The sequence below is a fragment of the bacterium genome (assembly GCA_016873475.1).
GTDB lineage: Bacteria > Krumholzibacteriota > Krumholzibacteriia > JACNKJ01 > JACNKJ01 > VGXI01.
In genome coordinates this window covers 1-12,869 of record VGXI01000081.1, presented here as the reverse complement: position 1 = coordinate 12,869, position 12,869 = coordinate 1, and the positions used below count along the sequence as shown (strand labels likewise).

Genomic DNA, 12,869 nt, shown 5'->3' with positions numbered 1-12,869 from the left:
GTGTGAGCGCGAAGCCGTCCGGGGCGGCCTCTTCCAAATGGGCCCAGCCGCCGTGGGCGCCCAGGCCGAGCTCCCAGCGGCGCGGGCCGGCAAGCTCTGCTTCGCCCGCTGAAGCGCTGCCCCAGCCAAGCCCGAGGGCGAGCAGGCCGAGCAGCACGGCGATCGACGACATTGATTGCAAAAAGTGCCATCTTGAGGTACTTTTTGCAATCGATAGCGAATGGAGGTGGGGGCGATGCCAGGCGAAAGCCGCTCCCGTCAGGGGGCGTTGGCCGAGTTCGTGGACGGCCTTCAGGCCAGCGGCCGCTACTGCTTCGACCGCCAGGAGGCGATGGCCGCGCTTGGGAGCAGCGGTCCGGTACTCAAGAAGGCGGTGATGCGCCTGGCGGCGAAGGGCCGGCTCATCGCCCCCAAGCGCGGATTCTACGTCATCGTCCCCATCGAATACCGGTCCGCAGGCGCCCCGCCGCCCACTTGGTTCATCGATGACTTGATGCGCAAGCTCGGCCGGGCCTACTACGTCGGCCTCCTCTCCGCAGCCGGCCTCCACGGCGCGGCCCATCAGCAAGCGCAGGAGTTCCAGATCATGACGGACATACCCGTCCGGCCCGTGCTCGCGGGTCGCGCCCGCATTCGCTTCCTGACCAAACGCTGCCATCAACAGACCCCCACGCTGGAGATGAAAACCCCCACCGGCCGCATCCTCGTTTCCACGCCCGAAGCCACCGCCGTCGATCTCCTTCGCTACGCCGCTGCGGCCGGCGGGCTGAGCAACGTCGCCACGGTGCTCGCCGAGCTGGCCGAGCGTCTCGATGCCAGCCTCTTGGCCAAAGCCGCCGCCGACGGTGCCGAGATCGTCTTCGCCCAACGCCTGGGATACCTGCTCGACCAGATCGGCGAGGGGAAGCGAGCGGCGGCCCTGGCGGCCCTCATCGCCGAGCGCAAGCCCCGCAGCGTAGCCCTGCGGCCGGGCCGATCGACGCGCGGCGGTCCGGTCGATCGGCGCTGGGGCGTGATCGTCAACGAGCGGATCGAGGTGGACCTATGATCGTGCCGCTCATCGCCAGCGGCGCGAGCTGGGATCCGGCTGCTGCTCTCGCCTATGTGCTCGATCATCTGCTGCCGCTCCTGCCGGGAGAGGGCTGGAAGGGAAACCCGAATCCGGCGTGATCTGGGGCTCTCCCCGCGGGCTCGCCGCGCCCGGCGGCCTCGTACCGCAAAGGCCCGAGCCGGCTCCTTTGCGGGAGCCGGCTCGAGCGGACTGGTTGACTCAGCCTACTGCTGTCCGTGGCGCCGGCCCAGGCGAATCTGGTTGCCCTCGCCGTCGGCGAGGTGGCCGTCGCCGTCGCCGTCCCAGGTGACCTCGTAGGTCACCGTGACGCCGAACTGCGTGATCGTGACCGTGCCGTGGCCGCTGCCGTCGGCGGCGTACCAGAAGTCGCCCTCGGCGCTGGGGTTGCCCTCGGCCAGGGTGTCGCGGGCGCTGAAGACGAGGTGCGCGCCGCCGGCGTCCAGGGCCTCGAGCGTGTACTCGCCGCTCGCGTTGACGCCGGGCGCCGTGCGGCTCCACTCGCCCTCCAAGAGACCCTCGCTGCCGGTGACGCTGAAGTTCTCGGTCGAGTCGCCCAGCACGCACTGGCCGGAAGCCGTCCAGCCCGCGGCCGTGCGGGTGGCCGTGAAGGTCCGGTAGTCGGCGTGGTCGTCCTGCCAGAAGCGCTCGTCGCGGGCCGTGATGCTGCCTTCCTGCACGGTGCCCGTCTGCTCGCGGCTCATGGGATCGCTGCCGGCGGGGAAGGTCGTGACCACGCTGTACTGGCCGGTGTTCTCGTTGAAGGTGCCTGCGACCGTGGTGCCGTTCGGGCGCGTCTCGCTGAGGGTGGCGACGCCGCCGGTCCAGGTGATCGTGCGCTCGAAGGTGCTGCCGTCGAGGAACTCGAGGAGCAGGTGGTAGCTGCCGCTGCCGTCGCAGTTGATGTCCAGCTCGCGCAGGGCGTGCTGGAGCCACCAGCCGGCCGCGTAGAAGATCTCCTCGGTGAACTCGCCGCCGCAGGGCTCCTCGCCCACGCCGACGGGCTCTTCGGGGAGGAAGTGCACCGTGGCGGTCGGCGAGTCGCCGCTGGCGGTCTCGCCGTCGAAGGTGGAGACGCGGCCGATCTCGAGCAGCAGGTCGTCCATCTCGTCGGTCAGGACACCCAGGTTGCCGCGGATCGTATCGACCACGCTCTCGAGCCAGGGATTCGCCGGCGCGGCGGTGTGCGTGGCCACGATGGTGACCTCGCTGCCGTCGACGATGGCGCCGCCGCCCACGGCCTCGATCACGGCCTCGTGCTCGGCGCCGTTGCGGAAGTGGACGGTGTGGGCGAAGCGGTGCATGACCTCATCGCCGTCGACGTCCAGCTCGCCGGGCTCCATGCGGGCTTCGCTCTCGACCCACTCGACCAGCGGGCGGTGCATGGGATCGTCGACGCGGAAGCTGGCGACGACCAGCGTGTCCGGGCCGATCGGGCCGCTGCCGCTGGCGGGCAGGATCTCGCCCTCGGCGCGCTGGCCGCTGGCCCACTCCTCGAGCATCCAGGCGCGGTGGATCTCGTCGTCGCTGTTGTCGAGCAGGGTGCCCTGCGTGTCGATGAGCAGCTCGGATTCGGTGTGCTCGGGCTGGAAGGGCATGGGATGCAGGAAGTCGCGGATGCTGACGACGCGCACCATGTCGGGCCCGGCCGCTTCGATGACGGCGTTCAGGCCCGTGAAGACGCCGTTCGCGATGTACTCGACGAAGAGAGTGTCGCCCTCGGCGCGCTCGAAGCTGTCCGAGAACTCGGGCAGCGCGGCCGTGGCCTTGCGGCTCTCCTTCGCAGTGAGCGCGAAGCCCGCGCGCAGGCCGGCCGCGCCGCGGAAGCCCTCGGCGTTCAGCAGGGCGAGCTGCGGGAAGTCGACGCCATCGCCCGTCCAGGGATCGAAGGCGGTGTCTTCGGTAAGGCCGAGACCGTCGGCGGCCGTGCCCATCGGATTCGCGAAGAGCTCGGCCAGCTCGAGGTTCTCGTTGACGGTGGCCGCGGACTGTGCGCTGACGGCGAAGTCCGCGGCGACCTCGGCGTCGGGCGGGGTTTCGCTAGGCGTAGTGTGCTCGCAGCCGCTCAGAAGGAAGAGGGCCGTGAGCGGCACGGCCAGAAGGGACAGGGCGCGGAAGGGGTGGAGTCGGTGCTTCATCAGGTGGCCTCCTCGGGGCTCGGGGGTTGGCTTCCGAGGGGGTGAAGGCAAGGCCCGTGCCCGCTTCCCCGCGCCGATGCGGGGCGGATACCATCTGGTCAACTGACACTATATCAATCGCTTAACCAATCTGTCCGCTCGGTTGCGGCCCCCGGCCCGGCCTCCGGGGGCGTGAGCAAACTTCACGGCGTGCCGGCCGGCCGTCCACCCCTCTTTGACAGGCGCCCGTCACCTGCCTAGCATTCGCGAGGACGGCAAACAGCCCGAAGTCCCATCTCACCTCAAGGGGGAGCCCCCATGCAGCCGCGCCACACCCTGATGCTCAGCCTCATTGCCCTCGTGCTCGACTTCGCCACGGGCGCCGCCCTCGCGGCGCCCACCGGCCTCGGCCTCGGCGTCCACGGCGGCTACGGCGCCTCCGGCGACGCCGAGAGCGGCAGCCCCCTGCTCGGCGCGCAGGTCGAGCTGCGCCCGGCCGCCCTGCTCGGCTTCGTCGGCGCCATCGCCTACAAGCTGGACGAGGACTTCACCGTCACCCCGGCGGTCGGCGAGCGCGTGGAGTACCAGGCCCACAGCGTGCCGGTCTCGGCGATGGCCCGCCTCTACCTGCCGCTCGCGGCCCTCACGCCCTATGCCACGGCCGGCGCGCAGTGGCGCTATATCGGCTACGACTTTGGCGATCTCGAGGAGAGCCTGGGGAACCTCGAGGCCGACACGAGTGACAGCGCCTTCGGCTGGCTCATCGGCGCCGGCGCCGAGTTCGCCAGCTCCTCGCGCCTGGCGATGTTCCTGGAGGCGCGCTTCGAGTTCATCGACGCCGACCGCGACCTCGGCGACGCCGACCTCGCAGACGCCGAGGACTTCGACTACGACCAGTGGAGCGTCATCGCCGGCTTCACGCTCTACTTCGGCGGCGAGTAGGGCGCGCTACTCGAGCCCCAGCTCGCGGCGCAGCGCGCGGAAGTCGAAGCCGGCTTCGCCTTCCGCGCGCAGCTCCATGTTCTCGGGGTACTTGAGCAGAGTGTCCAGGTCGCGGCGCCCCTGCGCGGTCCGCGCCGCTTGCCGCGGCGTCTTGCCCCTCAGCGCGGGCAGCGGATGATCTGGCCAAGTCGCGTAGTGCCGCCGCTTGAACTCGAGCGCTACCTCTTGATCGTCCAGGTCCGGCACCGCCCGCAAGCCCTTCCGCGCATCGTCATCCGAAGCCAGCGGCGGCAGGTCCTGGGTTTCGCGCGCCTCGTGAGCGATCAGGAAGCGGCAGGCGGTCTCGATGCGCTTGCGCAGGGCGTCGGCCCGCGACGCGGAGTTCGTGTCCAGGGTCAGGACCTCACCGGTGATCACCCCGCGACCGACCAGGATGGGCGCGCGCTGGGAACCCGCCGGACCTGAGGGCTGCATGAAAACGATCGGCCCCTTGCTTCCCTCCGGCAGATCGACGTCCGGCAGGCTCGCCAGCCGCGCCCGGACCTCCGCGGCGGATCCGGGCTTGATCGCGAAGCGATCGCGAACGATCTCGAAAGGGTCGCCGTCCATGTTGTTGAGCTGAATCGGCCTCGTCCGGAACGCATCCACGGTGGCGACCTCCCTCTCCCACCGGCGGATCAGGAACTCGCCGAACTTGCTGTCCCGCAGGCGCTCCACCCGCACGGCGCGTCGGCGGCGCAACCGGCCGAGCGCTACGCGCAGCACCTCCGCGCCGTGCGCAGGCGGCAGCAAGCGCGGGTGAAGGGCGCTGAGTACAGAGCCACCCTCGTAGTCGATCACCCGCGCGAGAATGACGTCGTAGCGAACGAGAGCGCGCGAGGCGGCTCTCTCGGTGACCTGCCGCGTCTCCTCCGTGAGCAGGTCGCGCAGGGTCAGGCCGGCGCCAGGCTCGACCGCCATCGCTTCCCAGATCGAGAGCCAGCCGGCGCGCTCGGCCTCGAGCAGGGCGCGTTCGGCGGTGGAGAGCTTCCCGCCGCGCGCCTTGAGATAGTGATCGGCTACGGTGGCACCTTCGACTTCGAAACCGTAGAGCGACCAGGGACCGCAAAGCTGCATGCTGTCTTGCGGATCAACGAAGACCTGCTCGTGGCGGTGCCAGGCATCGCCGAAGCGGTCTTCGGCGAAGTGCGTGAGCTTGCTCACCAAGCTCTCTCCAACTGAGGGACCGGACTTCTCGGCAGCCGCGGTTCGATCGCGGGACAGGCAGCAGTGCTTGTACTTGCGGCCGCTGCCGCAGTGACAAGGCGCGTTGCGTCCCGGCTTGGGCAATTCGTTCCGGCCCGCCCGCCCCGGCAGCTCGCCATCAACTGTGAAGTCGGCGTAGGCCTCGTAGGGCACGCAGAAGATCACTTCCAGGTCATCGCTGTCGTAGCAGGACTCGCAGACAGGTTCGATGAAGTCCTGGGAGAACAGCTTCCCGTGTCTGATGAAGAAGGCAGCGAAGGCCGAGGCCGTGGCACTGACGATCTTGACGTCGCGATCCTCGAGGGGCAGCGGGAAGCCATCGCGCTCACGGCGGTAGACGCGGGGGTAGGCATCGGCGCCGGCGACCGGCCAGCCGTGTCCCGCCACCTCGCGACGCATGGCGTCGGCTTGCTCGGCTCCGGGTTCGAAGTTGAGCGCCAGGTAGCCGGTGCCCAGGTCGGGGCGCCGCTTTCGCTTCTCGAACTGGTCAGCCGCCGCCACGAAGCGCTCGTAGCCCGCCAGCGATGGGAAGATGGCGAAACCGAAGCTCTCTCCCATACCGCCGAAGATGATGAGGCAAGCCCCTTCGACGTCCAGCGCGGGGATGTCCACGCGAATCGGTTGATCGTCCGAGACCCCGCGCCAGGGCGCCAAGCGGTAGAAGGCCGCGGCGATCTGGTGCAGGTCGGCGACCGTCTTGGGCTCGACGAGCCCATCGCCCAGCCAGGTATCCACTTCGTAGTCCGCGTCGCCCGCCTTCTCCATGGACGCTTCCAGCGCTGTGAAGGGCTCCTCGAGCTCCGGCGTCGGCGCGACGACGATTGGGAATCCCTCACCCAGGAGATCGCGAAGCTCCTCGGCCATCTCCTGGGAGGCGACACGGATACGGCCCGGTCGCCGCGGCGATCCGATCTTCGGCTGGGCCATTGCGGCCTGGAGGGTGCGACCCAACACCCCAGCGGCATCGTCTGCCTCCGCCACATCCGCCCCCACGACGAAGCCTTCGGGCAGCTCCACCCAGAGCACGACCAGCGGCCGCTTGGCCGCTCCGCGCGGACCGACGAGGAATGGCGCCGCTTCGATGCCACCGATCCACTCACTCTGAGGCCGAGGTCCGATGGTGGAAATGCTCGCTCCACCACGTGGCTTGGCAGTCATCGGCGGTCCCCCCCTTCAGCGGGCGGCTCGCCCGCGGCGCCGCCTATCCTAGCACGAAAGCCGTGCGGGGGTCAGTCGGCTTCCATGCCGAGCTGCTTGATCTTCTTGTGCAGGTTCGTGCGCTCGAGGCCGAGGTCGCTGGCCGCCCGCGTGACGTTCCCCCCGTGCCGCGCGAGCGCCGCGCTCACCAGCGCCCTCTCGAGGCCGATGCGCGCCTCCTTCAGCGGCCGCCCGAGCAGGCGTTCGGCGACGGCCGCCAGCAGCTCGGCCTCGCCCCTCGGCAAGCCGCCCCCGGGGGCGGGTCGGCCTTCGCCCAGCGCCGCCGGCAGCTCGCCCGGCCCCATGATCAAGACCCGCTCCACCACGTTGCGCAGCTCGCGAATGTTGCCCGGCCAGTCGTTCCGCGCGAGCCGCGCGAGCACGGCGGGGTCCAGCTCGCGCGCGGCGAGCGCGTTCTCCTCGGCGTAGCGCGCGGCGAAGTGCGCGGCGAGCAGCGGGATGTCCTCCTTGCGCGCCCTGAGCGGCGGCAGGTGGATGGGCACCACGGCCAGGCGATAGTAGAGGTCCTCGCGGAAGCGGCCGGCGGCCACCTCGTCCTCGAGCTTCTTGTTCGTGGCCGAGAGCACGCGCACGTCCACCTTCTCGACCTCGTGGCTGCCCACCTTCTCGATCTCACCCTCTTGCAGCGCTCGCAGCAGCTTCGTTTGGGTGCGCGGGCTCATGTCGGCGATCTCGTCGAGGAAGAGCGTGCCCCCGTTCGCCGCGCCGAACTTGCCCTCGCGCGTCTCGACGGCGCCCGTGTAGGCCCCGCGCACCACGCCGAACAGCTCGCTTTCGATCAGCTCCTCGGGCACCGCCGCGCAGTTGAGACGCAGGTAGGGCGCCCGCGCGCGCAAACTCGCGCGGTGGATCGCCCGCGCCACCAGCTCCTTGCCCGTGCCGCTCTCGCCCGTGATCAGCACGCGCGCCGGCGTCGGCGCCACGCGCGCGATCTGCTCGCGCAGGGCTGCGATCGCCTCGCTGCGCCCGAGGATCTCCCCCGCGCCCTCCACGCGATCGCGCAGCGCGGCCACCTCGCGCCGCAGCTCGCCGCGTTCGAGTGCGGCCGCGGTGGTCGCCAGGAGGCGCGCCTTGCTGAAGCCCTTCTCCAGAAAGTCCAGCGCGCCGGCCTTCATCGCGCTCACCGCGCCCTCCACGTTGGCGTGCCCGGAGACCATCACCACGGCCTGGCCCGGCCAGCGCTCGCGGATGCGCGCGAGGGTTTCGAGCCCATCGATCCCCGGCATCTGGATGTCGAGGTACACGAGATCCGGCCGCGCGCCCTCGCTGCAGGCGGCGAGGAAGTCCAGCGCCGCCTCGCCGGTCTCCACGCAGTGCACCTCGTAGCCCGCGCCCTCGTGGATCATCTCCATGCTGCGGCGCACGTTCAGTTCGTCGTCGACGACGAGCAGGCGGCCCCTGGTCATGGCTCCGTCCTTTCCGCCAGCGGCAGTTCGACCACGAAGTGCGCGCCGGGCGCGCCGTCCACGACGAGCCGCGCGTCGCCCCCGTGCAGCGTGCAGACGCTGCGCACCAGCGCCAGCCCCAAGCCCATACCGCCCGCCTTGCTGCTGAAGTGCGGCTCGAAGCCCCGCGCGCGCAGGGCCTCGGGCACGCCGGGCCCGCTGTCGACAACATCCACGCGCGCCCGCCCCGCCTCGGCGCGCGCGTCCACGCGCAGCCGCCGCTCCGCAGCGGGCAGCGCCGCCATCGCCGCCTGCGCGTTCTCGAAGAGGTTGCTGAAGACGCGCCGCAGCTGCTCGGGGTCGAAGGCGAAGGCGGGCAGCGCCGGGTCAATCGTAAGCTCCACTCGCTCGGCATTGGAACCGCTGCCATAGAGCCGCGCCAGATCCGCGAGCAGCGCGCCGAGGTCGGCCGTCTCCTTGTGCATCTCCGGCGTGCGCGCGAAGGCGCTGAACTCGCGCGAGAGGCGGCGCAGGCTCTCCACCTCGTCCTCGACGATGCGCCCGCTCTCGGCGAGGAAGGCCGCGTAGGCGGCGTCGCCGCCCCGATAGCGGTCGCGCATCTCCTGGACCATCAGGCTGATCGGCGTCAGCGGATTCTTGATCTCGTGGGCGAGGCTGCGGGCCATCTCGCGCCAGGCGGCCAGGCGTTCGAGGTCCGCGAGCCGCTGCTGCTGCTCGCCCAGGCCGGCCGCCATCTCGTTGAACGCGCTGCCCAGGCGCGCCACCTCGTCGCGGCCCGCCGCCGGCACGCGCGCCGACCAATCGCCCGCGCCCACGCGCCGCGCCGCCGCCGAGAGCGCGGCGAGCCGCCGCGTGAGCCGCGTGCTGAGCAGGGCCGCCGCCGCGAGCGAGACGAGCAGCGCCACACCGTAGACGATGATGAAGGGCCGGAGGAAGCCGCCACGCAGGCGATCGCGCTCCAGCTCGAGCCCGGCCTGCAACTGATGCGCCGCCACGACCTGCTCGAAATCCCGCGCGAGCGCCTCGGGCAGCGCCCGCGAGACGAGCAGCCAGCCCGCCACCGGATCCCCCAGCGGCAACACGGCCTCGAGCCGGCCTCGGTCGGCCTCGCCGGAATACAGCGGCGCTCCCGGGGCCGCGCTGCCCGCCGGCGCCAGCGCACGTGCCGACTCGCCGAGCGCCGCGACGCGCTCCGGCGGCCAGTCGCCCGCGAGCGCCGTCGCCGGGCCCGCGGCCTCGAGACGCAGCAGCGCGAGATCGGCCGCCGGCGCGATGGGCGGCGCGGCCGGCGCTTCCTCCGGCGGCAGGTCGGCCGCCGCCTCCTCGCCCCAGGCGATCGCCTCGCGCGCAGGCCAGAGCAGCCCGACCTCGCGCTCGAACTCGCGCCGCTCGGCGCGCAGCCAGCCGCGCGCCGCCTCGCCGCCGGCCGCGAGCCCCTCGCGCAGCGCCGGGCTCAGCCCGACGCGAAAGCTGCCCTCGAGCAAGTCGCGCACGACCAGGGTCACCGGCAGCGCGGGCAGCAGCGCCAGCAGCGCGAAGGCGAGAAAGATCCGCAGACGCAAGCTCATCGTCAGGGCGCCTCCTTCTCACCCGCCCCCGGGGGCGGCGCAGGCGGTCGTGCCGCCGGCGCGCGCTCGCGCAGCGCGCCGAGCGCGACCGGCCCCACCACCCGCTCCGGCCCCCAACCCTGCGGGCCCTTGCCGCCGAAGACGCTGCCGAGCAGGGCGCCCAGGTCCAGGCGCAGCTCGCGCGCCGAGGGGTCGGCCGGGTCGCTCACGGTGCGCGCGAGCCACTTCTCCATCCGCTCGCGCTCGGCCCCGCCCAGCGGATCGACCGCCACGCGCAGGCTGAGCGTGAAGCTCCTCGCGCCCAGCGCCGAGAGCGCCGCCAGCGGCAGCGCCTCGTAGCGGGCGGCGGCCGCGCGCAGCGCGGCGAGGTCCGCGTAGTCCCAGTGCGCGCCGGCCCGCTCGAGCCGGTAGCGGTCCTCCCAGACGTCGTAGCTCAGGGTGCTGCGCACGAGACGCCCCGCCGCGCGCCCCGCGGCAGGCCGCAGCTCGATCGCGAGATCGACGACCACCGGCAGTCCGCTTCTCAAGGTGTTCTCGACGGGTGGACTGAGCAGCGCGGCCAGCTCGATGTCGGCGACGAGTGCGTCCGCCGCGCGCGACAGCTCGACGCGCTCCACGCGCGTGCTCTGTTCAACTCCTAGAGCCTTTGCAGCGACGAGCGCTGCAAGAGCGGCTGCCAATCCTGCCGCTCGTGCCCCCGCCAGGCGCCGGGTCCCGCGCACTAGAAGCTATGCCCCAGCGTGAGGTAGACCCAGACCGGCTCGCCCGTGATGCCGGCCGTCACGGGAAAGCCGACATCCAGGCCCAGCGTGCCCAGCCAGGGCAGCGTCAGGCGCAGGCCGTAGCCCGCACCGAGCTGCCACTCCTCGTAGTCGACGTCCGGCTCGGCCAGCGCGCCCGCGCGCTCGAGCCAACCGCGCCCGGCATCCGCGAAGGCCAGCGCACTGAGCCGCTCACCATTGCGGCCCCGGCTGGCGCCGCGGCCGTCGCCGCGCTCCTCATCGCCGAGGCCGCGCCGCGCGGCGAGTAGGGGCACGCGGTATTCCAGCGCGCCGCTGAAGAAGCCGTCGTGGCCCTCGGGCGGCGAGAGCGAGTGGTCGCGGAAGCCGCGCAGCGAGTAGGACCCGCCCAGGCGGAAGCGCTCGTAGTAGGGCGCCCGTTCGCCGACCCAGCCGCCGCGCAGGCCGAGGGCCAGGCGATGGCCCGGGGGGAGCGCCACCGTGCCGCGCGCGGCGAAGGTCCAGCGCGCGTAGTCGGCCTCGGCTCCGAGCACCTCGCTGGCGATTCGCCCGCGCAGGCTGAGCGAGGCGCCGGGCGCGCCGTTCAGGCCGCCCTCGCCGAGGGTCAGGCCAACGAGCGCACCGGTGAGTTGCCGCCTGCCGGTCTCGGCCTGGAATGCGGGCGGCAGGCGATAGGGCGGGATCTCGGCGTCCGTGTCCCGGTTCTCGCCCTCGGCCTCGGGCTCGACGCTCGCCGCGCTCAGGCCCAGTTCGAGCGCGAGCGGCCGCCGCGGCCGCGCGATCAGCGAGAGCGCCGCCTCCGCCCGCTCTAGGTCCAGGCGATGCTCGTCGTAGAGCCCGATCCAGCCCGGCTCGTTCTCGTACCAGAGCAGCTTCTCGTTCTGGATGCGCAGGCGCAGGCGCGCCGCCAGCGCGCCGCCCGCCGTGAGGGGCTGCAGCCACTCGGCCTCGGCGCCCGCCGTGCGGAAGCCGAGCTGGAGACCCGCCGTCGCCCGCCCGCCGAGCCCGACGGGATTCTCGACCCGCAGGCCGACGAGCGTCAGGTACCAGCCCTCGGGGTCGCGGAAGCCGAAGCCGGTGTCGAGGTAGGGCCGCTGCCGCTCGCGCAGGCTGACCAGCACCCGCAGCAGCCCCCGCTCGCTGCCCGGCTCCGCGCTCACGTCGACGGCGTCGAACCAGCCCGTCTCGACCAGGCGCGCGCGGGCGGCGGCCAGCGCCGCGGCGTCCACCGCATCGCCGGGCGCGAGAGCGAGGGTCCGCGCGAGGAGGGCTTCGCGCGTCTTCCACTGCCCCCTGAAGGCGATGGACTCGACGCGCAGCGCGCGCGCCGCGGGCGCGGCCTCCGCAGCGGCGCTCGGCGCAGCCGCCGAGGCCCATCCGCCCCCGGGGGCGGGTAGCCAGCCGCCCGCCGGCAACAGGAGGGCCGCCAGGAGCAGAGCCGCGGGGAACCACCCGGGCCGCATGTGGACATGCAGGCGAGCCATTCTCCTCCTTGCCGACGCCCCCGCCCCCGCAAGCCGCATACCCACCGGCTCGCGTCGGCCCACTTCGCAACAACAAGCCAGTAAATCACTTGACTGGTCGCCCCCGGGGGCGGCCGGCCGCAGAACGTGAAGATCCTATACACTCCGGGCGAAAAGGTCACGCAGGAAGAGCGGAGCCCGATCGGCGCGCCTCAGGCCGGCGCCTCGAGCCAGTCCAGGGCCTCGGCGACGGCATCCTGGTAGGTGGCCCGCTCCCCCGCCGCCCAGGCCTGCGCGAAGTCCCCGGGAGCGAGCTTCTCGCGAGCGGCGGCCAGGAAGCGCTCGCGCTCCTCGAGCGCCTTGGGTGGGACGGGCGCGCCGATCGCCGCACGCAGCGCTGCGGCGGCGGCGCGCAGGCTCACCGCACGGAGCGTCTCGCCCAACGCCGCGGCCAGCTCGCTTGCGCGCTCCAGGCAGGTGGCCAGGTGCAGGCGGTCCTCGAGCTCGCGGAAGAGGCGCAGGCCCTCGGCGACGTGTCCGCGCGCCGCGGCCCACTCCTCGAGCTGGAGGGCGATGACCGTGAGGTTGTACAAGGCGAGCCCCGTGCCGCGCAGGTCGCCCAGCTCGCGGCGGATCGCGAGGTTCTCGAGCTGGAGGCGGCGCGCCTCCTCGGGCTGACCCTGGTTGCGCAGGCAGATGGCCAGGTTGGCCAGGGTCCGGCAGGTGCCGAGCCGGTCGCCCATGTCGCGGAAGAGCGCCAGCGCCTCGCCGAAGAGGGCTGTCGCCTCTTCGAGGCCGAGGCTGTCCATGGCGACCAGGCCGAGGCTGCCCAGTCCCACGGCTTCGCCCTGGCGATTGCCGAGCGCGCGGTTCACGGCGAGGCTCTCGGCGAAGCAGGTCTTGGCGGGGGCGAAGTCCGACTGCGCCCAGGCGAGGTTGCCCGCCCCCGTCAGCGCGCGGGCCAGGGCCGGCGTCGGGCCCAGCGCCTCGCGCCCGCGCGCGATGGCCCGCGCCAGCAGGCCCCGTCCCAGCGTGAAGTGGCTGCGCGCCTCCCAGAAGGGCCAGACCGCGGCAGCGAGCCGCAGTCCCTTCTCGGCCCCC

Annotated in this window: 9 protein-coding genes; 2 read left to right on the top strand and 7 right to left on the bottom strand. The window is 72.4% G+C overall.

The features are described 5' to 3' along the window. Positions 1-220: 220 nt before the first annotated feature. Positions 221-1,048 carry a hypothetical protein gene (locus FJ251_08275; GenBank protein ID MBM4117726.1) on the top strand — a complete coding sequence of 276 codons (828 nt, stop codon included), beginning with the start codon at positions 221-223 and terminating at the stop codon, positions 1,046-1,048. Between the two features lie 227 nt (positions 1,049-1,275). Here the strand turns inward: FJ251_08275 and FJ251_08270 are convergent, their stop codons facing one another. Further along, positions 1,276-3,207 carry a hypothetical protein gene (locus tag FJ251_08270; GenBank protein ID MBM4117725.1) on the bottom strand — a complete coding sequence of 644 codons (1,932 nt, stop codon included), beginning with the start codon at positions 3,205-3,207 and terminating at the stop codon, positions 1,276-1,278. Between the two features lie 297 nt (positions 3,208-3,504). Here FJ251_08270 and FJ251_08265 point away from each other — a divergent pair, with 297 nt between their 5' ends. After that, positions 3,505-4,128, top strand: a complete 624-nt coding sequence (locus FJ251_08265; GenBank protein ID MBM4117724.1) for a porin family protein — start codon at positions 3,505-3,507, stop codon at positions 4,126-4,128. A gap of 6 nt (positions 4,129-4,134) precedes the next feature. Here the strand turns inward: FJ251_08265 and FJ251_08260 are convergent, their stop codons facing one another. From FJ251_08260 to FJ251_08235, 6 genes are all read right to left on the bottom strand, one after another. Next, positions 4,135-6,531: a hypothetical protein gene (locus FJ251_08260; protein ID MBM4117723.1), complete on the bottom strand. Its 2,397-nt coding sequence runs from the start codon at positions 6,529-6,531 to the stop codon at positions 4,135-4,137. Between the two features lie 71 nt (positions 6,532-6,602). Continuing rightward, positions 6,603-7,997, bottom strand: a complete 1,395-nt coding sequence (locus tag FJ251_08255) for a sigma-54-dependent Fis family transcriptional regulator (protein ID MBM4117722.1) — start codon at positions 7,995-7,997, stop codon at positions 6,603-6,605. Further along, positions 7,994-9,565: a HAMP domain-containing protein gene (locus tag FJ251_08250; protein MBM4117721.1), complete on the bottom strand. Its 1,572-nt coding sequence runs from the start codon at positions 9,563-9,565 to the stop codon at positions 7,994-7,996. Before FJ251_08250 ends, FJ251_08255 begins: the two co-directional genes overlap by 4 nt. Positions 9,566-9,567: 2 nt before the next feature. Beyond that, positions 9,568-10,287: a DUF4390 domain-containing protein gene (locus FJ251_08245; protein MBM4117720.1), complete on the bottom strand. Its 720-nt coding sequence runs from the start codon at positions 10,285-10,287 to the stop codon at positions 9,568-9,570. Beyond that, positions 10,287-11,834 (bottom strand): hypothetical protein, encoded by a 1,548-nt coding sequence (locus FJ251_08240; protein ID MBM4117719.1) that lies wholly within the window; start codon positions 11,832-11,834, stop codon positions 10,287-10,289. The genes FJ251_08245 and FJ251_08240 overlap by 1 nt, the downstream gene beginning before the upstream one ends. Before the next feature lie 146 nt (positions 11,835-11,980). Continuing rightward, on the bottom strand, positions 11,981-12,869 hold an 889-nt coding region (locus tag FJ251_08235; GenBank protein MBM4117718.1), incomplete at its 5' end, for a tetratricopeptide repeat protein.